This window comes from Erythrobacter sp. JB1-4 (assembly GCF_057365025.1).
Genome location: NZ_CP200292.1, coordinates 1,046,701 through 1,068,651, shown reverse-complemented (window position 1 = coordinate 1,068,651; position 21,951 = coordinate 1,046,701). Strand labels below are relative to the sequence as shown.

Here is a 21,951-nt window from a genome sequence, read left to right as displayed (position 1 = left end):
TGTCTTGATCCCTAACTGCTTAGTGCACGCGGCGCTCTTGGCCTTGCCAATACCGTTCTTTCACGACCCGTCTCAGGGTCTTGCCAACCGCGCTTTTGGGCAAGGCATCGACAAAATCGACGCTTCGCGGGGCCTTGAAACGCGCAAGCCTCTCTGAGCAATGTGCGACCAATTCCTCTTCGCCCACGTCAGCTTTGGTCACGACCACCGCCTTGACCGCCTCGCCCCATTTGTCGTCTGGAACACCCACAACAGCGGCCTCGAAAACGGCTGGATGCTCCATCAGTGCATTCTCGACTTCGGCGGGATAGACATTGAAGCCGCCGGAAATGATCATGTCGGATTTGCGATCGACAAGGTACAAGTACCCGTCCTCGTCAATCCGGCCCATATCGCGGGTGTAAAGCCAGCCGTCCTTGATCGTATCGGCGGTCAGTTCGGGCGCATTCCAGTAGCCCTTCATCACCATATCGCCGCGCACGATGATCTCACCGATGTCGCCAGCAAGAACATCATCGCCCGCTTCATCGACTATGCGAACATCCACGTCGAAAGATGGTTTCCCAGCCGATGTAAGACGGTGAACTATAGAAGGATCGTTCACCGCGAGATGATCCTCCAATCCGAGGGTTGAAATGACCGCGGTCGATTCCGTTTGTCCATACCCCTGTGACAAGACCGGCCCGAATGCGGCAAGCGCCTGCTTGATGCGTTCAGGTGCCATTGGCGCGGTGCCGTAAACGATCTTCGTAAGCGAGGAGAGATCGCGGGTTTTGATATCGGGGCATTCGAGGAGCATATTGATCATCGTCGGCACTAACAGCACGTCGGTGACCTTGTATTCCTCAACGACCCTCAGAAAATCGGCAGGCTCAAACTTTGTGAGCAGCAAATTGCCTCTACCCGACAGCAGGTTGGCTAATATCTGTCCGCCAGCGGCATGTGTGATCGGCGCGACATAGGCAGAAAGCCTCGGCTCAGTCGTATCAAGACCCGGCCCGAGGAGATAGGCACGGGTAAGGCATATCCAATTGCCATGCGTCAGCATCGCCGCCTTGAGAACGCCTGACGTCCCGGATGTGTATGCAAGCTTATAAAGGCTGTCCTCGTCCAGCTTCGCAGTGATCGGATCATTGCTCCCGGTGGCTTTGAATTCCTCAAAGTCCATCCATCCGTGAGCGGGATCACCATTCCCAACGACCACAACCTTGCGCACCCCTGCGACGCCTTCAAGGCTTGCCTTTGCAAGGTCGGCCAAACCGGCATGGGTGAACAGGATTGAGGCTCCGCTGTCCTCAAGCATTCCCTTAAGCTCGCCTGCCGAAACGCGGGCATTGAGCGGCACTTTTACAATCCCGCTTCTCATAATCGCACCATCGACGGCAATCGCCTGATAACAATTGGGCATCAAGATGGCCGCTCGGTCTCCCTGTTTTATGCCAGCCGCCAGCATTGCATTGGCCAAGCGGGTCGCGCTCTCGCCAAGCTCGGCGTAACTGATCCGCTGAACGCCATCGATAATGGCTTCTTTGTTTGCAAAGGACGCAATGGCGCGGTCGAACTGAATCCCAAGGTGCATTGTTCTCTCCCAAATGCGCTGGCGGCCCCTGTCCAATGCCGTGCCCGCATCCCTTCCCATCAGCCGAATTTCCCACGGCCTGACAATATATTTGACGACCAACAAGTATCATGCTTGATGATGAGTCAAGAACAATGTCCCTTTGGGTGAGGAAATTCGTGCATGTACCAATTCTCGGAAGAAACGACCGCGATTGTTGATCTGGTCCGGCGCTTGGTCAAAGATCATCAGGTGCCGCTTGAACGGCGCATGTTGGCGGGTGAGACGCTTGTCCCTGACGACTTTGCACCCGGACGCGACGCGGCAAAGGCGGCTGGTCTTTGGGGGCTGACAGCGCCAGAATCGCTTGGTGGAATTGAGCTGCCGATTGTCACTTACCTCGCCATATTCGAAGAGAAATGTAAGTGCCTGGCTGAGCTCCAATTTGGAGGCAGCAGCACTCTCACCAATCTTTACGGATTGGAAGGCGAGCAGAAGAAGCGGTATCTTGACCCGCTTCTTGCTGGCGAAAAGCGGCATTGCTTCGCTCAGACAGAACCAAGTGGCGGCGCGGACCCCGCCATGTCCGTCAACACCAGCGCAAAACGCGACCCAGATGGGAGTGGCTGGATTATCAATGGCGACAAGATTTGGATCAGCAACTTTGCTCACGCGGATTATGTTTTCGTTGTTGCCCGCACTGAAAAGGGCAAAGGGGCCGCCGGGATTTCCATGTTTGGCGTTGAGACAAGCAATCCTGGTATCACGGCGCGTGAAATCCCCATGCTGGGCCAGTTTAAAACACACCAGCTGATCTTTGACGACTGCAAGGTGGACGAGCTTTCCTTGATCGGCGGCGAAGGCGCGGGGTTTAAGGGCGCTCAAAAGGCCCTCTCCGCAGCTCGTTTCGAAGTCGGTGCACGCGCGTTGGGCATCGCCCAGCGCTGTTACGAGATGATGGTTGACTATGCCAAAACCCGCCACGCTTTTGGCAGCGCGCTGAGCGAGAAGCAGGCAATTCAGTCGATGATTGTCGACAGCTGGATCGAGATCCAACAAAACCGCTTGATGATGTATGCCTGCGCGGAAAAGGCCGACCAAGGCCATGACACTCGGGTAGAGGCGAGCATGATCAAAATGGTCTGCACTGAAATGGTGGGCAAGGTGATCGACCGCGCGATCCAGATCCACGGGGGCGCTGGCGGAACATACGAAAGCCCGCTTGCCCATTGGTTCGACGGCCAAAGGCTGGCCCGCATTTACGAAGGGCCGACCGAAGTGCACAAATACCGGGTAATGGCGCGGCAATTGCTCAAATGACGGGTGTCCTTGCTGGGGTCAAAATCGTTGAAATCTCCGGCATTGGCCCGGGGCCGTTTTGCGGCATGTTGCTTGCTGACTTAGGGGCGGAGGTCATCGCGATTGAGCGACCCGCGGCAGATATGGGAAAGCAGCGGCCTAACCAGATATACCACCGCGGCAAACGCTCGATTGTGCTCGATCTCAAGTCACCTGAAGCAGCTGAGGTCGTGCTTAAGCTGATCCCTGGTGCAGATGCGCTGATCGAAGGGATGCGGCCCGGCGTGATGGAGCGTTTGGGTCTCGGCCCAGATGTGTGCCTGACACGCAATCCAGCGCTGGTCTATGGGCGAATGACCGGTTGGGGGCAAAGCGGACCGCTCGCCCAAGCGGCCGGACACGATAGCAATTATACCTCGCTTTCCGGGGCGCTATGGTATGCTGGAGCATCAGGCAGCGCTCCGCAGGCACCTTCTACAGTGCTCGGCGATATTGCGGGCGGGGCGCTCTATTTGGCGCTTGGCATTCTCTCCGGTGTACTGCGCGTGAGGTCAGGCGGACAGGGCCAAGTCGTCGATGCTGCAATCGTCGATGGATCTGCAAATCTGCTCAATCTGCTTTTGTCTATGGTGGCCGCGTCAGGCGGTGATTTTGCCAGAGATGCGCAAGGGTTCGACAATTCACACTGGGCTGGCCAAAGCTACGCTTGCGCTGATGGCGGCTGGATCAATATTGCGCCGCTTGAGCCGCAATTTTATGCTGAGCTTATAGAGCGCCTTGGACTTGGCGCAGATGAGCGCTTTACCAAAGGGCAGCTCAATCCGGCCCTTTGGCCCGAGTTACGCCGCGAACTCACACAGCTTTTTGCAAGCCAGCCGCGCGCGCATTGGCAATCGCTTCTCGAAGGCACCGACAGCTGCTTTGCCCCGGTCCTTGCCCCTGATGAAGCGGCGCAGCACCCTCATATGGCGCACCGGCAAGTCTATCACCGCGTGGACGACGTGTTGCAAACCAAGCCAGCGCCTGAATTTGCGCGCGACGCGAGCGCCGCTCCGCAGGCACCCCCGCCCAGGGGCAAAGACTGGAAAGCCATTCTCAGCGGTGCGGGGTACAGCGCCAATGAGATCGAACAACTTATTGAAAATGGAACAGTGTCAGCGTCGTAAATGACGAAGGCGCTTAGGAGAGGATCTCACCAAATGGACAAAGACATGCTCGATCAATCAGGCCGCGTTTCACTGGTCACTGGCGCTGGACAAGGCGTGGGCAGGCAGATCGCCCTTCACCTGTCGGCGCACAATAGCGGCGGTGTCGCTGTAAACGATTACCATCTAGACCGGGCGCAGGCGGTTGCTGAAGAAATCTGTGCGCAGGGCGGCAAGGCAATTGCGGTTCAGTGCGACGTGACCGATCTCGATGCGGTCAAAGACATGGTGGCAAAGGTCAAAGCCGACTTGGGGCCGGTTGGAACTTTGATCAACAATGCGGGCAATATGGGTGCAAATCCTACCGCAGACGTGATGAAACCCTTCTGGGAAACCGGGCCGGAAGTTTGGAACCAGTCAATCGGCGTCAACCTTTACGGGGTGATGAATTGCACCGCGGCGGTCATGCCTGACTTGATCGAGCGCAATGCACCGGGCCGGATCATCACCATCATCTCCGATGCTGCGCGCAACGGTGATGCAGGACTTGAAATGTACGCAGGAGCAAAGGCCGGCGCCGCAGGCTTTATGCGCAGCGTCGCCCGCACGGCTGCCCGGTTTCAGGTCAACGCAAACTGCATAGCAATTTCCGCCACCCGCACACCAGCGATCGAGGCACAATTGGCCGATGCGGAGCGGGTGAAAAAGATGTTCTCGCGTTACATCGTGCGCCGCCCCGGCGAACCCGATGATATCGCCAATATGGCGCTCTTCCTCGCCTCTGATGCGAGCGCGTGGATCAGCGGGCAAACATATCCAGTCAACGGCGGCTTTACGCTCGCGCTTTGAGCACAGTGGGGCGGGGAGAGACAGATGAGAAAGGGCATGGGGGTATGCGCACCGATGATCGGTAGCGCTACATTGAGGCGTTCCATGCGCCGGGTGGTCGCAGGCATTGCAGTGCCTACGAGCGCAATGGCAACGACCGCCTGTATGTCACCTCAATCGGCAGAGCCTGGTCTCAACCTGGCAACTCTTGAAAAAGTGGCCACCATCGATGAGCGCTTCCAATCCTACAATGTCGAGATGGTCGAGGTTACCGGGGGCCGCTTCTGGGCGCCTTATGCCAATCGCAATGGCGAACGCTATCGAATGCGGCCGCCGATGGACCTCTCATCACAGCGCCTGCGCAATCTGGCCCGTCATTTGGGGCCTAGCTATGTCCGGGTAAGCGGTACATGGGCCAACAGCACCTATGTGCCAGCCCAAGGCGAAGTGGCAGAGGCACCGCCAAGCGGCTTTGAGCAAGTCCTCACAAGGGATCAGTGGCGCGGCCTTGTCGACTTCTCCAATGCCGTCGATGCGAAGATTGTGACCAGCTTTGCCATCAGTGGCGGAGCGCGCGATGAAACGGGTGTCTGGCAAACGGAGCAAGCGCAAAGGCTGCTCGATCTGACACGCGAGGCTGGCGGTCAGATCGCTGCTGCTGAGTTTGCGAACGAGCCCAATGCAACAGCGCTTGGCCGTTTCCCGGCAGGGTATAGCGCAGAGGACTACGGCAGAGACTTCGCAATCTTCCGCGATTGGGCGAGAGCCAGCGCCCCCGACTTGACCATCCTTGGCCCCGGGAGCGTAGGCGAAGGAGCAATCTTCGGGAACATTCCAGTTGCGGCCCAGGCCGCCTTCATCAGCACGTCCGACATGCTGAGCGCCAATCCGGGGAGCGTCGATGCCTTCTCCTACCATTTCTATGGCGCAGTATCAGAGCGCTGCGCAGGGATGGGCGTCGATGTCGCCAATTTCGACGAAGTGCTCTCGCCGGCATGGTTGGACGGGACGCTTGCGGACCATGAATTTTACTCCGCACAGCGAGACGCGCATGAGCCCGGCAAGCCGATGTGGCTCACCGAAACTGCGCAGGCGGCATGCGGGGGAAGCCCTTGGGCAGCCTCATTTGCGGACAGTTTCCGCTATTTGAACCAACAGGGCCAGTTAGCCCAGCGCGGCGTTCAAGTGGTCATGCATAACACACTTGCCGCCTCTGATTATGCATTGATTGACGAGGACACATTGGAGCCGCGCCCCAACTACTGGGCTGCATTGCTATGGCGGCGCACCATGGGTTCGACCGTTCTGGCTTCCCCATCTTCGCCTTCATCGGACCTCCGGATTTTTGCCCATTGCCTGCCTCAACAAAGCGGCGGGGTTGGATTGGCCATTCTCAATCTTGGCGACGATGCGCATTCGATCGGGCTCGATGGCGAGGCCGAAGTCTATAGCCTGATCGCTCCCGAGCTCGCATCTGAAGACGTTCTCATCAATCAATCGGAGCCAAAGATGCTAGATGACGGCACGATAACTGGCTTGTCTCCGCTAATTCAAGATTGGGCAAAGCTGGCACCTCGCTCAATCACATTCGTGGCCGCGAAGAGTGCCGGCAATAGCAAGTGCGCGACCTGATCGCCTCAATGAACAAGCCCAAGGTAAAGAGAGAACTCTAAAATGGCGCGCAAATTGATCAAAGGATTTGGCCTTTTGGTCTTCGTGATTGCCGTGCTTGCGCTGCTTGCGATCGCCGGGCTTTGGGTTTCCTCTGCGATGCAGTTCCGGTCCAATTTGGCCGAGCTTGGAGAGCGCGCTGCGGTGATCGAAGTCGACGGCCTTTCATACCGCGATCTCAACAAAAATGGCGAACTCGACACTTACGAAGACGCCCGGGCCTCCGTTGATGACCGGGTGGAGGATTTGCTGAGCCAAATGACGCTTGAGGAAAAAGCGGGTCTTATGTTCATCAACTTCACCACGGTCAGTTCCGATGGTGAGCTGTCTGAAAGTGTGAGCCTGTCGGACCCGCAAAGCCTAGTATTTTCGCCCAACAGCGAGCTTCTTGTCGCCAAGAAAATGAACCATTTCAGCTTGGCTATGCCGGTTGAGGATGTTGAAACATTCGTCGCTTGGTCAAACGCGCTGCAAGGGGCGGCTGAGCGCACAAGGCTTGGCATTCCGGTGACGCTTGCGACCGACCCAAGGCACGGGGTCACGACCGGCGGCGGTGTGGCGCTTCCAGCGGGAGCCTTTTCACAGTGGCCCGATCCAATTGGCTTGGCGGCTATGAATGATCCTGAGCTGGTGCGCGATTTCGCGGACATCGCACGGCAAGAATACCGTGCCGTGGGTCTCCATCTAGCTTTGCACCCGACTGCGGACCTTGCGACCGAGCCGCGCTGGGCCCGGATCGCGACGACCTTTGGCGAAGACGCGAATTTGTCAGCCGCTTTGACCAAGGCCTACGTCTTGGGAATGCAGGGCGAGGAGCTGGGCGCGCAAAGCGTTGCCACGATGGTCAAACACTTTTCTGGCGGCGGACCGCAAGCTGACGGAGAAGACGCGCATTTTGAATATGGCCGCGAACAGGTCTATCCCGGCGACAATTTCGACTACCATATAATCCCGTTTGAAGAGGGGGCATTTCCCGCAGGCGCTGCGCAGATCATGCCGTATTATGGTATTCCGGTCGATCAGACGGATGAGAATGTCGGCTTTGCCTACAACAAGGCGATCATCACGGGGCTGCTGCGCGAACGCTACGGCTTTGAGGGGGTTGTTTGCACCGATTGGGGGCTGATTTCTGACACTGAAATGCTCGGCGCGTTCACTGTTCTGCCAGCGCGGGCTTGGGGTGTTGAAGACCTCTCTGCCAAAGAGCGCATGTTGAAGATCGTAGAGGCGGGCAATGACATGTTCGGCGGCGAGGAAATCCCTGAACTTTTGGTTGAGCTGGTCCGCGAAGGTGCAGTCAGCGAGGCGCGGATTGACCAGTCTGTGCGTCGAATATTGCGCGACAAATTTCGCCTCGGCCTGTTCGACAATCCTTATGTCAATGCAGACGCGGCCAAGGCGCTTGTCGGAAACGCCGATTTCGTGGCGGCCGGTTTGGAGGCGCAGCGCCGATCGCTGGTTCTTCTTAAGAATGGCGAAGAGCCGGGCGCTCCATCGCTTCCGTTGCAAGGCAAACCAAAGCTCTATGTCGAGAACATCGATCCGGAAATTGCAGGCCAATACGGGCAGATTGTTGATAGCCCCGAAGAGGCTGACTTTGCCATTGTCCGGACTGCCGCGCCGTATGAGCAGCGTGACGGACTTTTCGAGAGCATTATGCACGCAGGCGCTCTGGATTTCGCAGAGCCCGAGAAGCAGCGTCTGATCGAATTGGCGGGCAAAGCGCCGCTGATCCTCGATATATACTTGGATCGCCCCGCAGTGTTTCCTGAAATCGCCGATAGCAGCGCTGCGGTCATTGGCAGCTTTGGCGTGAGCGATGCAGTCTTACTCGAACTGGTTTTTGGCCGGTTCAATCCGTCGGGCAAGCTGCCTTTTGAGCTTCCCTCATCGATGTCAGCGGTCGAGGCTCAATTGGAAGATGTTCCCTATGACAGTGCCAATCCCTTATTCGCATTCGGGCACGGGTTGACCTTTGGGAATGATGACCCCGAAGATGGCGCGCAAGCCGAGCAGGCGGGATCTGAATAGGAGATGGCAATCGTGCGCAAATGGCTAAAGCGGCTTGGCCTCGTTTTACTGCTTCCGGCCTTGCTCCTTGTGATCGCTCTTGTCTGGGTTGGCGGGACAGTCTTGTTCTACAGCCAATCCGATGATGAAACGCACTTGGCGCTCAAGCAGGAGTACCTTGAAACGCTGAAGGAGGGATCGAAAAACGCTGATCTGTCCGACCGCTCCTCGCGCCCGAACATCATTTTCATCCTCTACGATGATTTGGGGTACGGTGACATCGGTGCCTTTGGTGCACAGGCGATCGCAACGCCAAACATTGATGCACTTGCCGACGGCGGCATCAAGCTGACGCAATTTTATTCCCCATCACCGGTATGCACCCCGTCGCGCGCAGGGTTCCTGACGGGCCGAATGCCGCCGCGCGCAGGCCTATCGAATGTCGTGTTTCCAGGCTCAAGCCCTCTGAGTTCCATCAACAAATTGAACAGGCTAAATGTCCGCCTGCCAGCTGAAGAGATCACAATTGCCGATATGCTGGGGGCAGCCGGCTATCGCACCTCTATGGTGGGTAAGTGGCATGTCGGGGAGAGCAGCCCGTCCCTACCAAACGACTTCGGATTTCAGAGCTTTTACGGCGCTCTGCACAGCAACGATATGGAACCTTTCGCGCTCTACCGCGACAAAGAGATAGAGGTCGATCACCCCGCCGACCAAACCAAACTCGATGCGATTTACACGCAAGAAGCAGTCGATATTATCGAACGCGAAGCGGGCAAGGCGGACGCGCCTTTCTTTCTCTACTTCGCGCATAATTTCCCGCATGTTCCGCTCCACGTCGAAGAGGGACGGGAAGGGCGCTCTCAGGCAGGCCTTTATGGCGACGTAATCGAGTCTCTGGACGACGGGGTCGGACGCATAGTTGCAGCCCTTAGAGAGGCTGATGCGCTCGACGATACAATAATCATAATCAGCAGCGACAACGGCCCTTGGTGGCAAGGCGATCCCTCCGCGCTGCGAGGGCGCAAGGGCAAAACCTGGGAAGGCGGCATGAGGGTGCCATTCATCGCCCACTGGCCTGCGCGTTTGGAGGCGGGTCAAGAGCTGTCCGACATGGCCATGGGCATCGATCTGTTGCCATCTTTTGCGGATTGGCTGGACCTTCCTCTGCCCACCGATCGCATCCTAGATGGTCGCTCGATTGCTCCCATGCTGGAAGACAACGCAGGCACGCCGCATGACTATCTCTATTACTTCGCTGTTGATGAGGCGTTGGCGGTTCGCAATGCGACGCACAAGTATCATGGCGTTCGTAACGTCAACTATGGTCCGATGAATATGGCATTTGCCTTTTCCTCGGCTGAAGGACCGTGGCTAATCAATCTCGAATTGGATCCGCGAGAGGCATATGACACCTCAGTGCATGATCCAGAGCTGACAACCGTTATGGCAAAGGCCTTGGCAGATAAGCGTGCTGAGATGGAGGCTAACCCGCGCGGATGGATCGAGCCTTAAAAGATGGAAACGTTTGCCCTCATGCTCGACATGCCAGATGCCCAAGGCTCTTTGAGGGCGAACCAGTGACTATGACCAACTGAGATCATGCTTCATTATATACGAAAACCGAATTCTGTTTCGATACCCATCACGTTTATACTGCAAAGAACCATCGATATTACGCTCCTGTACTTTACGAAGGAGTTTCCCAATGCACGCGATGATCCTGAATGACTTTGGCGAGAACGCCCAGTTCACCAAAACCGACGTGGAAAACCCAACGGCTAATGCAGGTGAGCTATTGGTGCGGGTCGCTGCGACAAGTGTGAACACTGTCGACACCATGATCCGTTCAATGGGGGCAGACTTGGCCCCAATCTCCCCGGATCTTCCCGCGCTTTTGGGGATGGATTTTGCCGGAACCGTTGAAGAGGTTGGCGAAGGCGTTGAGGGTTTTTCTAAGGGCGATGAGGTTTACGGGTGCGCGGGTGGCCTTGGCGCGCTGCCTGGCGCCCTGGCTGAATACATGGCTGCTGATGCGCGGCTCGTTGCGCATAAACCAAAGTCGCTCTCCATGCGCGAGGCGGCCGCACTGCCGCTTGTCGGGATCACAGCTTACGAGGGTTTGATGCGCGCCGGGTTGCGTAGTGGTGTCAGCAAGGAACAAAAGGTCCTTGTCCACGGGGGAACCGGAGGCGTTGGCCATGTCGCGGTTCAAATAGCGGCTGCGCTGGGCGCAAATGTCTATTCTACGGCGCGCGGAGAAAAAGCCCTCAGGATTGTTGCTGACTATGGCGCGACACCGATTGATTATTCATCGCAAGCCGTTCCGGACTACGTCGCCGAGCATACTGGCGGCGCGGGATTTGACATTGTTTACGACAGCGTGGGCGGCGCAAATATGAGCAACTCATTCGAAGCTGCCGCACTTAATGGTCAGGTGGTGACCACAGTATCCATGTTAGAGCTTGATTTGACACCAGCTCACTTCAAAGGTCTCTCGATCCACGTGGTCTTCATGCTGATCCCGATGCTTCACGACTTTAACCGGGATGCGCACGGTGTGATATTGACCCAGCTTGCAGCGCTCGTGGATGCGGGACAGCTCAAGCCATTGGTTGATGAGCAGCGCTTTACAATGGAGCAAGCAGGCGACGCCTATGCTCATCTCAGCAATGGCGATGCTCTTGGCAAAGTCGTTATTGAGATCGACTGATTTTGAACTAGCGCATGTCTGACTGCCACGGCGGGTTACGGCCGATTTTCTCAACCAGAAAGTCGATCAGCACACGAACCTTGGCAGTCAGTACATTTGATTTTGGATAGACCAGCCAGACCGCACGCTCGCTTTCTACATACCAATCGGGGAGAACTGGTACGAGGCTGCCATCGCGCAGTGAACAATTCACATTCCAGCGCGCATTCAACGATATGCCAAGACCCGCCCGCGTCGCCAACCGCTGGCTGGTGCCATCGTCAAGCAGAATACGGGTGCGATTGCCTCTCATGGCGATGGTGGCCCGTTCGCTTCCCCGCACTAGTGTCAAAGAGTCATCAAGCTGGCGAAATGCGATCAGGTCGTGATTGAGGAGATCTGCTGGCTCTTGCGGCATGCCTTTGTGTTCCAAATACGAAGGGGCGGCGCACAAGATTTCGGTAACATCGGCGAGCTTTCTCGCCTTTAAGCTGCTGTCTTCCAGCGAGCTGTTGCGTAGCGCCAAATCAAAACTCCCCTCCAGCAGGTCAAACTGCGCGTCAGAAAAGCGCAGGTCGAGATCGATCTCAGGATTACGCTCAAGAAATTCAGGCAGGATGGGTGCGATGTATAGCTGCGCAAAGCTGCTCGAGGCAGCGAAACGAATGGTTCCAGAGGCCTGAGGACGCCCTTGCCCAAGTGCTGCCATGGCTGCATCGCGCTGCGCTAGAATTTCGCGCGCAAAGGGTAGGAATTCCTCGCCTTCAATAGAAACAGAGACTTTGCGAGTGGAGCGGTGAAGCAATTCGGCACCCACCTCGCGCTCAAGCTTGGCAAGGCGCGCGCTCGCAACCGCCGGCGCTAAACCAAGGTCTCTTCCAGCCGCGCTGATATTCAATTTTTCGGCTGCCCGTACGAACAACCGCAGGCTCTCTAGCTCCATTTATTATATCCAATTTCTATATTCTGCATCCAATTATACGGTATTTTATATTGCAGTGCTAGGTAATATCTCAAGTCCAACGCCGCGACAGTCAGTGTCGCAGACCAGTTGGAGGGCCGTGATGCAAATCAATGCGAGCGTGAATTACCACGTAAAGAAAACCGCCCTACAGGCGTTTGAGTTCGATGCTGGTGGGATTACCGGAAATTTGGTTTCACCAGAGCTCATCAAGACTGACATCAAAGTCACCGACCTACGCGGGGCCAAGGCCGCACATGACTGGCAGCCCGAATTTGCCCGCGACGGTATCTCGTTCTTGCGCCACAAATCGGTTGTCAAAGACTTTAGCGATGGCACAGATTGGCAGACCATATATGATCGGGAGTTGAGTGAACTTCTCAAGAGCCAGATCGGGGCACACGACGTCTTGGTCTTCGATCACACAGTGCGTATCGATGATCCCAAAGCGGCGCGCCGTCCGGCACGCAATGTTCATAATGACTATAACAAGTCAGGTGCCGAGCAGCGATTGATTGACCTTGTGGGCGAGAGCCGCTCGAGTGAGTTTCATGACGCTGGCTATAGCTTTGTGAATGTCTGGCGGCCTGTTGCAGATGTGATCAAGAGCTCGCCGCTTGGCTTTATTCAGCCCGGCTCAATGGACGCCAGTGACTGGATGGATATCGGGCTCATTTATCCTGATCGCTTTGGGCAAATTCTGGGCGTTGCTGCCAATCAATCGCACGACTGGTTCTTTCTCTCTGAGATGACACCTGATGAGGTGGTGATCTTCAATATCTACGACAATCGCGGGCGGCCGCACCTCGCGCACAGTGCGCTCGACCTTCCAAGCGACGTCAACGCGGCGCGCCCGCGCATGAGCATCGAAAGCCGCACCCTCGTGCGATACGCATAACATTCTTGAAAGGCACAAACCATGTCTACCGATGTACTAACAAAAGCACGCAGCGTCCTTCGCCCATCGCGCGGAGAAATGCTGCAACGCGCTCCATCTGTCGATCATTTCTGGAGCGAAAATGACGATGTTTTTAAAGACGCTTGGACTAAGTGGGAAGAGCAAGACGGCCTCAAGGGCCTGACACTTGACCGATCGCTTTACGCGCCCGAGCTTCGCCGGGCTGTTGAAGGCGCTTGGGCGGATCCCTCAAAGGAACAATCGGTTCGAGACCTTTGGACCGAAGTTTTTCCAGATGTCTATGAAGCGCAATTCTTCGATCCTGAGAAGCTTGACGATTTGCGTGAGTTCCTGAGGCGCGTGGAGCAGGCGGACATTCCGCTTCGCCCTCCATATGGGCTTGTCCTCAATCGCGGTGGAGCCATGCTTGATCCGCGTTCCCAAGGTCATCTTGCAGCGCCAACTTTCCAAGCCTTTTATCAGGACTTGCAGGATCACTTCACGCGTCCAATTGCGCGAATGCTGTTCCCCGATATCTATGGCTATGACAGCCAGACTTTTGGGTTCTCGATCCAGTGGGAGGCAGGCAAGGATACCACGCTGCAAGCTCATACAGATGCTTCAAGCGTGACTTTGAACATCAACCTGAACCTGCCTGGTGAGGAGTTCTCGGGCTCTGCGGTAAGGTTTATGGATCCAGCGACAAAGAAGGTGAAGGATCTGGCTTTTGCTCCTGGCAAAGCGTTAATTCACCATGGCCGCGCAATGCATGCCTCAAAGCCCATTACGCAAGGTGAGCGCCACAATTTCGTGCTGTGGCTTTATGGAGCTCATGGCCAGACGCCTTACCCTCACGGCTCTATTCCGACCGCGTCACCGCAAGAGCGCTGGTCACACCCTCAAATCTCACCAGATGGCTTTGCTCCCTTCTGACGGGGCAATCACCTCTCAAATGGTGGTTTGAAAAAAACCACACGTCACCAATCCAACAACGGACACACATCTCATGTCAAAGACGATAATCATTACAGGTGCCACAGACGGCATCGGCCTTGAAACTGCAAAACTCCTCGGAGCGCAGGGGCATACGCTTCTCTTGCATGGGCGCAGTGAGGAAAAGCTAGCGCGCACAGCGCAAGAAGTCGCAAACATTTCCGGCGCAGGGGCAATCAAGACATACCGTGCGGATCTTTCGGACCTTGGCGAAGTCGCAGCGCTTGCAGCGGCTATTCAAGATGATTTCAGCTCGATCGATGTCTTGATCAACAACGCGGGGGTTTTCGCAACTTCCAATCCTGTGACAGCAAGCGGGCACGATGTGCGCTTTATCGTCAATAGCGTTGCCCCGTATCTGCTGACCAAGGCGCTCTTGCCAAATCTTGGGTCTGAAGGGCGCGTGGTGAACTTGTCTTCAGCCGCGCAGTCTCCGGTCGACATCGAAGGTTTTTTGAGCAAGCAAACATTCTCAGACAGCGCAGCTTACGCTCAGAGCAAGCTTGCGCTCACCATGTGGTCAATTGAAATGGCTAACGGGCTGGGTGCCTCTGACCCAATGATTGTTGCTGTAAACCCGGCCTCATTTCTTGGTAGCAAGATGGTCAAAGAAGCCTATGGCCGGCAGGGGCAAGACCTTGGCATTGGCGCAGATATTCTGGCTCGCGCAGCGCTCAGCGATGAGTTTGCAGACGCCTCAGGCAAATATTACGACAATGACCAAAAAGCGTTTGGGCAGCCGCATCCTGACGCTTTGAACTCGGCGAAGAACCAGCGTGTGATTGATGCAATCGAAAGAGTTATTGGCGAACGTTAAACCCGGTAGAACTTACGGATCCCATCAATGGCGCGCGAATGCAGGATAACCAGCGATGGGATCACCAACATCAATAGGCCTGTTCCGATGAGTACACCGAACCCAAGGCTCGCGGACATGGGGATGAGGAACTGCGCTTGTCTGCTGGTCTCGAACGTGATCGGTGCAACGCCGAGGAAGGTCGTGAGCGCCGTCAACATGATCGGGCGGAAACGCGACTTGGCTGAGTCGATAACGGCGTCTTCCGCGCTCATACCGGCGGCGCGGTTTTCATTAAAGAAATCGACCATAACCAATGAGCCATTGATGATAACCCCGGCAAGCGAAACCACTCCGAAGAGCGACAAGATGCCAAGCGGAATGCCAAGCAGTGCGTGCGCAAACAAAGCGCCGATGAGGCCGAAAGGAATGGCTGCCATGATGACGATGGGCTGGGTGTAGGATTTGAACGGTATCGCAAGTAGGCAATAAATCGCGACCAGTGCGAGCAGGAAGGCGCTTCCTATGTCTGCAAAGCTTTCCTGCTGTTCCTCTTGCTCTCCGCCATATTCGTACAGCAGGCTGGGATAATCAGCCTTGATCGCTGACATGATTTCGCGGTCGATAAAATCTGTTGCTTCCTCGCTGGTAACCGCGCTTTCGTTGATATCTGCAGAGATAGTGAGAGCGCGGCGCCCATCTTCGCGCCGGATTGTCGCAGGCGCTTCGGTAAACTGCGGTTGAGCCAAAGCGGCTAAGGAGGTGAAACCCCCTCCCGGAATACGGATGCGAAGCTGTTCGATATCGGCGACCGAGTTGCGCTCATCTTGAGGCAAGCGGACATAGACGCGCACATCTTGTCGGCCACGCTGAACGCGAACGGCTTCTGCGCCAAAGAAGGCGGCGCGCACTTGGCCTGCGATATCCTCGACGGTCAGTCCTAAAGAGCGCGCCTCGGGTTTCAGGCGCAGTTCAATCTCGCGAAGGCCTGCGTCCTGATCGCTTTGAATGTCGAAGGTGCCATTGATCCGGGCAATCCCTGCCATAACCCGCTTGCGCGCATCATTGAGCACTTCGGGGTCGGCTGAAAAGAGTTGGACATTGATCGCCGCGCCAAAGGACACATCATCTGATGTGATCGAGAGCGATTTGACTTCGGGCAATTCTCCAATCTCTTCGCGCCATGCGTTTTCAATCTCGCTTGCCCCCACTTCGCGCTCGCCTGATGTCTTTAACGCGATCTGCACATCGGCAAGATTGGGCGCGGATTGTGTGCGCGTGCCCTGAGGCCCGCCTTGACCCACCGCGCGCTGACCAACGGTCGAATAAATCGCGTCCACAAAAGCAGGCGGCACTCCGGCATCACGCTCTTCCTTGCTGGCATAGCGCGCAAGCACGCGGTCGCCTGCCTCTCGCAGTTTGAGCGCGACTTGCTGCGTGCGTTCGACGGTTGAGCCTGCTGGCATTTCTATCGAGGCGGAGATCACATCGCCTTCGATATCTGGAAAAAAGCTCGTTTTGATGATCCCAGCTGGCACCAGTGCGACCATTAATATCAGTAGGGCAAGCGCGCCGGACATGACTACGATGGGCGCCTTTACGGAGAATTGGAGGGCGGTGTCTAACGGCCCCTCTACAAAGCTTTTAAATCGCTGATCGACCGCAGCTTGAACCCTTTCAAAGAACCGCGTGACGGCGTTTTTGGCATAGGTTCCAGCGGCAGGCAGGCTTGAAAGGTGGTGCGGCAGGACCAACAGTGCCTCAACCAAAGATAGGGCTAGCACGGCGACCACAACCACAGGCACGTCTGCGGAAATCTTACCGATTGTGCCACCCACTGCGAGCACAGGGAGCACAGAGACCATGCTTGTGAGGACCGCGAAGATGACAGGAACGCGCACTCGCTGAGCACCCGCGATGGCAGCGCCCATCCCGCTGCGTCCGCGCTCTCGCTCGGCATAGATGTTTTCGCCCACAACCACCGCGTCATCAACCACAAGGCCAAGCGCAAGGATAAACCCGAAGAGCGAGAACATATTGATGCTCGAACCAACCGCCTCGAGCAGAAAAATCGCGCCTGTGAACACAGCGCCAATACCAACCGCGCTCCAAAACGCGAGCCTCAGATCAAGGAAGAGGGTGAGCGCAACAAGAACCAGTATCAAGCCGACGCCCGCATTGCGCAACAACATGGAATAGCGATCTTCGAGCACTTGCGATTGGTCGTTCCAGACCGCAAAATCTACTCCCGCTGGCGGATTATATTCGCTCGCCAACATGCCCTTGACTGCCGCTGCAACATCAAGAACTCGCTCATCGCTGGTTCGGTACACATCCACAAATGCGACGGGTTGATCGTTGAACCGTGCAATCAGATCTGTGTCTTCAAAGCCGTCGTCAACACTGGCAATATCGCCAAGCCGCAGCAGGTCGCCTTCTTGGCTGCTGACGATGACGATGTCTTCAAAGTCTGCCTGATCATAGTTTTGACCCACTGTGCGAATGCGCACTTCCTCGCTTTCGGTATCAACCGATCCTGCCGAGCTATCGAGGCTATCTGACCCGATGATCCGGGCAATGTCGGGCAAAGAAAGGTTTAGCGCACGCAGGCGCTCTTGTGGGACATCGACGTAAATCTGATAGTCGCGCACAGAGCTTGTTTGAACATAGCTTACCTCTGGCATGGCTGCGATTTGGTCTTCGAGGTCAAACGCTGTCTCTTTAAGAGCGCGTTCGGAAACATCGCCAAACAAGGCGATCCGCAGAACGACTGAGCGGGTTGTCAGCTCGCGAATGTCGGGTTCATCGGCTTCGGCTGGGAAGGTCTGAATCTGATCGACCTCGGACTTCACCTCGTCGAGGGCCACCGCGATATTAGTGCCCTCTTCGAACTCGATGTTGACCGTGCCTATACCTTCAGAGGCGGTCGATTTGATCCGGTCGACGTTCTCTACTGCCTCGACGGCTTCTTCCACACGTTGGACAATCGACTGTTCGATTTCCGCTGGCGTTGCTCCTGGATAGCTGACGCTGACCGAGACCGTATCAAGGCTGCTTTCGGGGAAGACTTCTTGCACTATGCGCCCGAAGGAGATCATCCCAACGATGAACATCGCGATCATTAGCAAGTTCGCAGCAACGCCGTTGCGCGCCATAAAGGCGATGATGCCAGTGCGGTCTCGTGCGCGGTCGAGCGGCTCCTCGCTCATTCTTTGGCTTCGCCCTGCGTTTTGTTCGCAGGCGCTTCCATACGCACTGCCATTCCCTCAATTGGTGCGTTGAGGTTGGAGATGATAATATCACCGCCTTCAGCAAGACTGGGTGTGGCTATGTAGGCGATGTCATCAGAACGCTGAATAACGCGCACAGGAAGGATCGCGAGCATGCCGTCTCGCACCACCCAAATTTCATTCCCTGGCCGTACAGCCAATGCGGGGACAGCAGCATAACTGTCGAGGCTCGCACCGGTGATTTTTGCCTGCACAAAGGCGCCTAGCAATAGTGGCGGTGCGGCTTCGACACTCTCACCTTCGCCAGCGAATTTGCCAGCGCTCAAAGGCGAGGGAACTTGAACGAACACCTCGATATTGCGGGTTGCAGGGTCAAGGATTGCATTAGCGCGGTCAACGAAGCCGGCCCAGCTATAGGTCTTGCCGCCGTACTGCGATGTAACCAGGGCAGGGATGCGCGCAGTATTGGCTTGGAGAAGGCCTGGGATGAGCGCTGCCTCGTCGGGAGTGAGCGAAATCCGCACCTCATATGCCGCGGTGGAAACGATTGAGCCGAGCGCTTGACCCGGCTGAACCAGTGAGCCCACCGCTGCGTCCTCGGTTCTCACTAAACCGCGAAAAGGAGCTTTCACGCGGGTGCGGCTGAGTAGCAATTGAGCGTCGGCAAGGCCTGCTGCTGCCCTTTCACGCGCCGCTTCAGCAGAGCGCAATTGTGGTTCGCGCGTAGCGAGGCCGTATGAGGGCTGTGCCTCGTTTATGGCCTGAGCGTTGCCTCGACCGCTTTTGTTCGTATCGGCTGCTTGTGACAAATCGCGAGGGGGAAGAATGCGAGAGCCACCGCCGGCATCCTTTCGCTCCGCTTCGCGCGCGGCAAAGCGCTCCAATTCCTCGCGGGCAACCGCGACTTCCTCTTCCGCTTGCAGTACCGCGACGTTTTGCGCAGCCACATCAGCCTTCGCGATACGCACATCGTTGCGATAGTCGCTCTGATCTATTCGCAGCAGCACTGTGCCGCGGCTCACCACGCCGCCTTCCCGAAAGGCGGGGCTGACATATGTGAGCCTGCCAGCAACCTCAACGCCAATAGTAACCTCATCGCGCGCTTGCACTGTGCCCGAACCGATGACGGGGATCGGGCCGGATGCGGCAACCAGCGGCGTTGTTTCCACCAGAGGCGCTTCATTGACCCTTTCGATCTCTACAGGCGCGGGTCGCAGCCACACCAAAAGCACTGCAATAAGAACAGCTCCACCGAGCAATCCAGCCGACCAAAAAAGCTGACGGGTCAAGGTGTTTCTCCAGAAATTTCGGTCACCCAATCGCCTCCCAGCGCGCGATGAACACCCAGCCGTGCTAAGGCTGTGTCACGGGCCGCAGAAGACAGATTGCCTTCGACGAGATAGACAGTGCGAAGGGCATCAAGATAGGCAGTGTAATCGCCAACACCGGCTTCAAATCGCCGGCCTTGCAGTGCGAGCGACGCCTCAGCACTCGCCAATTGTGAGCTAATAAGACGATAGCGTGTACGCTGTTTGTCGTAGTCGGTAACAGCGCTACCGACTTCCCCATAGGCGTACAAAACCGTCCGGGCATAAGCGGCAGCCTGTTGGTCATAAACCGCACGTGCGCTGCGAATATTGGCCGAAATACGTCCTGCATCAAAGATCGGGGCAACAATCGAAGCGGCGAGCGAGGAGGCCCAGTTAGTCCCGAAATCAAATGCGCCGGAGAAATCACCTGCCTGCGTTCCAATCGCCCCATTGAGCGTAAGCGAGGGAAAACGCTCCGCTCGCCGAGCGCCAATGCGATAACGCGAGGCTTCGAACCGAGCATAGGCCGCTGCAACATCTGGGCGCTGTTCTAATAGGCGTGAAGGAAGCCCGGCGGGCACAGGCTCAAACACCAAGCGCGGCCGCAACCTCCCTTCGAGCTGTTCTTCCAATTGCTCAGGATAGAGCCCAAGCAAAAGTGCAAGCCGTGCTTTCGCGGTAACGAGGCCGCTTTCCAATTGCGGCAAGGAGGATTGGGTGGAGCGCAGGTCCTGACGCACCTGATACAACTCAAAACTCTCAACTAACCCGCGCTCGAACCGATCTTCGGTGCGCGCAGATCGGTCTTCCAATACCTCGCTTGTGCGCCGGGCAAGCTCGATCTGGCGCTTGGTATCTACCAGCTCAAAATAGGCAGAAATCGTCTCCGCCACCGCGCTTAGCTTGACTGTTTGAAGGTCATACGCGCTTGCAAGCGCATCGCGGCGTGCGGCAAGGTTGTCGTTTCTCACCCTACCAAACAGGTCGAGTTCATAAGAGGCGCCAAGGCTCAGCGCAAAGGTCTCATTATCAATCCGGTCAATCGCGCCGCCAGCAAGGTCACCAAAGGCGCTGCCATCAAGCGGGGTGCTGGTGACACTGGCATCGCCCGATGCGCTGATAGAGGGAAACAGTCCGGCGCGCGCAATGCGTGCCTGCGCACTTGCCTGCTCAAGCCGACCGGCAGCTTCTGCAATGTCGAGATTTCTCGCAAGAGCCTGTTCAACCAGACCATCGAGCACCGGGTCCTCAAACTGTGCCCACCACCGCGCGGGGCTATATTCACCTGAGGTTGGAGAAAGCGCAAACTCGGTGGGAATATCAGAAACGACTTCCGGCTGCTTACTCTCAGGCGCGAGCGATATGCATCCGGTCAATGCCATCACAAGAGCAGCGCAAGCGACTAGGTGGGTTGCCCTTGTCGGACAGTGTAATCTTTGCTTCGAGAAAGGAGAGCTCGATTTCATATTGAAACCTTTAGCCGCTCGGCACGATCTGACAATCGTCGATTTTGTATCGCTTGGTAGCCTTAGGATCTCCTGCACACTTCGCTGGTCGACTTGCCTTTTAGTAATCCCCTAAAGGTCGGAGAGGCTCACTGTTTATGGTCTCAAAATCTCCTATTTCACAGGCAAGCTTGAAAGCTATTTGTGCATCAAGGAAATCCCTTGCGCCTTTCATGAGCTGACAGGCGCGGAGTTTCAGAAACTATTGTCTGAAAAGACGGGCGCTATGCAGATGCCCGCCGTTCATTCTCAACGGCAACCGTGGCGGTGAAGGCATGGAGGCTGATCTTCACAAAGTTCGCAAGGGCAACCCTCGCCCTGTCTTCGCCATACGGCACATCGAGTGACACCAGTACGACCTGACGCTTACCATAGAGCGAGGCCTTGCGGGTCACGCGGTAGTGGCGGGTGATGTTCCCCTCGACGAGCTGCGAGAATTCAGCCGTTGTGAGCGGGTTGCCCTCCTCAAACAGAGGCGCCGGAAGCGCGTCGCAGGGCATGGAGAGAACCGTGGTTGGATGCCCCCATTTGGAGAGCGTATTGTCCATCGCCTCTTCGAGTGCATGATATCGTAGCTCACCGTGCTGATCGAATTGCGCGAGAGGCGGGTGAGGATCTTGGCCGCATCCGCGCCGCCGCGAATGGCTTTGATGACGGCGGAATAGACGGCATTGTGGCGCTTATTCTCATGGGCAAGTCTCGCACGGCGCTGGAACAGACCGGGCTTGGTTCCCGGTGCCAGAGAGCCGGTCTCCGTCGACGGGTCCGGGCGCGATGGTGTTGCACCGGACCTGAGGTCCGAGGAAGGGCGAGAAGCTCTCCACCATCGCCCGCTGGCCAGCTTTGGAGAGGCCATAATTCGCGCGGTGGGGATAGGCGACCGCCATCAATTTCTCGTCGCCAAAGTAGCTGGAGACATTGAGGACATAGCCAGAGCCTTGCTCCTTGATCAGGCGAGCGATCTCGCTGCCCAGATTGCCCGCTGCGCCTGTGATCAGAGCGACCTTCCTATCAAGGCGGCCCGCTTTGGCCTCGGCAGTTTTTGCTCGCGGTAG

17 protein-coding genes are annotated in these 21,951 nt (G+C 56.6%); 10 read left to right on the top strand and 7 right to left on the bottom strand.

Annotation, left to right across the window (positions count from 1 at the left end):
- Positions 1–19: 19 nt before the first annotated feature.
- Positions 20–1,579: a class I adenylate-forming enzyme family protein gene (locus AC0V61_RS04745; protein ID WP_486156122.1), complete on the bottom strand. Its 1,560-nt coding sequence runs from the start codon at positions 1,577–1,579 to the stop codon at positions 20–22.
- 162 nt (positions 1,580–1,741) lie between these two features.
- On the opposite strand from AC0V61_RS04745, the gene AC0V61_RS04740 reads away from it, so the two are divergent.
- From AC0V61_RS04740 to AC0V61_RS04710, 7 genes are all read left to right on the top strand, one after another.
- The gene (locus AC0V61_RS04740; protein WP_486156121.1) at positions 1,742–2,878 is read left to right on the top strand and encodes an acyl-CoA dehydrogenase family protein; all 1,137 of its coding nucleotides are present in this window, start codon (positions 1,742–1,744) and stop codon (positions 2,876–2,878) included.
- Complete coding sequence (locus AC0V61_RS04735; protein ID WP_486156120.1) at positions 2,875–4,023, top strand: CaiB/BaiF CoA transferase family protein; 1,149 nt, start codon at positions 2,875–2,877, stop codon at positions 4,021–4,023. Before AC0V61_RS04740 ends, AC0V61_RS04735 begins: the two co-directional genes overlap by 4 nt.
- A gap of 33 nt (positions 4,024–4,056) precedes the next feature.
- Positions 4,057–4,851 carry an SDR family NAD(P)-dependent oxidoreductase gene (locus AC0V61_RS04730; protein ID WP_486156119.1) on the top strand — a complete coding sequence of 265 codons (795 nt, stop codon included), beginning with the start codon at positions 4,057–4,059 and terminating at the stop codon, positions 4,849–4,851.
- 54 nt (positions 4,852–4,905) lie between these two features.
- The gene (locus AC0V61_RS04725) at positions 4,906–6,462 is read left to right on the top strand and encodes a glycosyl hydrolase family 79 N-terminal domain-containing protein (protein ID WP_486156118.1); all 1,557 of its coding nucleotides are present in this window, start codon (positions 4,906–4,908) and stop codon (positions 6,460–6,462) included.
- A 42-nt stretch (positions 6,463–6,504) separates the two neighbouring features.
- Positions 6,505–8,532 (top strand): glycoside hydrolase family 3 protein, encoded by a 2,028-nt coding sequence (locus AC0V61_RS04720; RefSeq protein ID WP_486156117.1) that lies wholly within the window; start codon positions 6,505–6,507, stop codon positions 8,530–8,532.
- Positions 8,533–8,544: 12 nt separating this feature from the next.
- Entirely contained in the window at positions 8,545–10,026 is a 1,482-nt protein-coding gene (locus tag AC0V61_RS04715; RefSeq protein WP_486156116.1) for a sulfatase family protein, read from the top strand.
- 193 nt (positions 10,027–10,219) lie between these two features.
- Positions 10,220–11,224 (top strand): zinc-dependent alcohol dehydrogenase family protein, encoded by a 1,005-nt coding sequence (locus AC0V61_RS04710; RefSeq protein ID WP_486156115.1) that lies wholly within the window; start codon positions 10,220–10,222, stop codon positions 11,222–11,224.
- A 7-nt stretch (positions 11,225–11,231) separates the two neighbouring features.
- On the opposite strand, the gene AC0V61_RS04705 is transcribed toward AC0V61_RS04710, so the two are convergent.
- Entirely contained in the window at positions 11,232–12,146 is a 915-nt protein-coding gene (locus tag AC0V61_RS04705) for a LysR family transcriptional regulator (RefSeq protein WP_486156114.1), read from the bottom strand.
- A 121-nt stretch (positions 12,147–12,267) separates the two neighbouring features.
- Between AC0V61_RS04705 and AC0V61_RS04700 the strand changes: the two genes are divergently transcribed.
- The 3 genes from AC0V61_RS04700 to AC0V61_RS04690 all read left to right on the top strand — a co-directional run bounded on the left by AC0V61_RS04700 (position 12,268) and on the right by AC0V61_RS04690 (position 14,872).
- Positions 12,268–13,062: a CmcJ/NvfI family oxidoreductase gene (locus tag AC0V61_RS04700; RefSeq protein ID WP_486156113.1), complete on the top strand. Its 795-nt coding sequence runs from the start codon at positions 12,268–12,270 to the stop codon at positions 13,060–13,062.
- 21 nt (positions 13,063–13,083) lie between these two features.
- Entirely contained in the window at positions 13,084–13,995 is a 912-nt protein-coding gene (locus tag AC0V61_RS04695; RefSeq protein ID WP_486156112.1) for a 2OG-Fe(II) oxygenase family protein, read from the top strand.
- Positions 13,996–14,068: 73 nt separating this feature from the next.
- On the top strand, positions 14,069–14,872 hold the full coding sequence (locus tag AC0V61_RS04690; protein WP_486156111.1) for an SDR family NAD(P)-dependent oxidoreductase: 804 nt from the start codon (positions 14,069–14,071) through the stop codon (positions 14,870–14,872).
- Here the strand turns inward: AC0V61_RS04690 and AC0V61_RS04685 are convergent.
- The 5 genes from AC0V61_RS04685 to AC0V61_RS04665 all read right to left on the bottom strand — a co-directional run bounded on the left by AC0V61_RS04685 (position 14,869) and on the right by AC0V61_RS04665 (position 21,846).
- Entirely contained in the window at positions 14,869–18,060 is a 3,192-nt protein-coding gene (locus AC0V61_RS04685) for an efflux RND transporter permease subunit (RefSeq protein ID WP_486156110.1), read from the bottom strand. The two genes, AC0V61_RS04690 and AC0V61_RS04685, sit on opposite strands and share 4 nt — an antisense overlap.
- Positions 18,057–19,370: an efflux RND transporter periplasmic adaptor subunit gene (locus AC0V61_RS04680; RefSeq protein ID WP_486156109.1), complete on the bottom strand. Its 1,314-nt coding sequence runs from the start codon at positions 19,368–19,370 to the stop codon at positions 18,057–18,059. The genes AC0V61_RS04685 and AC0V61_RS04680 overlap by 4 nt, the downstream gene beginning before the upstream one ends.
- Positions 19,367–20,773: an efflux transporter outer membrane subunit gene (locus AC0V61_RS04675; RefSeq protein ID WP_486156108.1), complete on the bottom strand. Its 1,407-nt coding sequence runs from the start codon at positions 20,771–20,773 to the stop codon at positions 19,367–19,369. The genes AC0V61_RS04680 and AC0V61_RS04675 overlap by 4 nt, the downstream gene beginning before the upstream one ends.
- 347 nt (positions 20,774–21,120) lie before the next feature.
- Positions 21,121–21,444, bottom strand: coding sequence for a hypothetical protein (locus AC0V61_RS04670; protein ID WP_486156107.1), 324 nt, complete (start codon positions 21,442–21,444; stop codon positions 21,121–21,123).
- 138 nt (positions 21,445–21,582) lie between these two features.
- The gene (locus AC0V61_RS04665; protein ID WP_486159449.1) at positions 21,583–21,846 is read right to left on the bottom strand and encodes an SDR family oxidoreductase; all 264 of its coding nucleotides are present in this window, start codon (positions 21,844–21,846) and stop codon (positions 21,583–21,585) included.
- Positions 21,847–21,951 lie beyond the last annotated feature (105 nt).

Bases quoted from the DNA above. Each gene is read 5' to 3' on its own strand.
- AC0V61_RS04675 (WP_486156108.1), bottom strand. From the start codon at position 20,773: ATGGCATTGACCGGATGCATATCGCTCGCGCCTGAGAGTAAGCAGCCG.
- AC0V61_RS04745 (WP_486156122.1), bottom strand. From the start codon at position 1,579: ATGCACCTTGGGATTCAGTTCGACCGCGCCATTGCGTCCTTTGCAAAC.
- AC0V61_RS04720 (WP_486156117.1), top strand. From the start codon at position 6,505: ATGGCGCGCAAATTGATCAAAGGATTTGGCCTTTTGGTCTTCGTGATT.
- AC0V61_RS04670 (WP_486156107.1), bottom strand. From the start codon at position 21,444: ATGGACAATACGCTCTCCAAATGGGGGCATCCAACCACGGTTCTCTCC.
- AC0V61_RS04725 (WP_486156118.1), top strand. From the start codon at position 4,906: ATGATCGGTAGCGCTACATTGAGGCGTTCCATGCGCCGGGTGGTCGCA.
- AC0V61_RS04710 (WP_486156115.1), top strand. From the start codon at position 10,220: ATGCACGCGATGATCCTGAATGACTTTGGCGAGAACGCCCAGTTCACC.
- AC0V61_RS04695 (WP_486156112.1), top strand. From the start codon at position 13,084: ATGTCTACCGATGTACTAACAAAAGCACGCAGCGTCCTTCGCCCATCG.
- AC0V61_RS04700 (WP_486156113.1), top strand. From the start codon at position 12,268: ATGCAAATCAATGCGAGCGTGAATTACCACGTAAAGAAAACCGCCCTA.
- AC0V61_RS04735 (WP_486156120.1), top strand. From the start codon at position 2,875: ATGACGGGTGTCCTTGCTGGGGTCAAAATCGTTGAAATCTCCGGCATT.
- AC0V61_RS04690 (WP_486156111.1), top strand. From the start codon at position 14,069: ATGTCAAAGACGATAATCATTACAGGTGCCACAGACGGCATCGGCCTT.
- AC0V61_RS04730 (WP_486156119.1), top strand. From the start codon at position 4,057: ATGGACAAAGACATGCTCGATCAATCAGGCCGCGTTTCACTGGTCACT.
- AC0V61_RS04740 (WP_486156121.1), top strand. From the start codon at position 1,742: ATGTACCAATTCTCGGAAGAAACGACCGCGATTGTTGATCTGGTCCGG.
- AC0V61_RS04685 (WP_486156110.1), bottom strand. From the start codon at position 18,060: ATGAGCGAGGAGCCGCTCGACCGCGCACGAGACCGCACTGGCATCATC.
- AC0V61_RS04705 (WP_486156114.1), bottom strand. From the start codon at position 12,146: ATGGAGCTAGAGAGCCTGCGGTTGTTCGTACGGGCAGCCGAAAAATTG.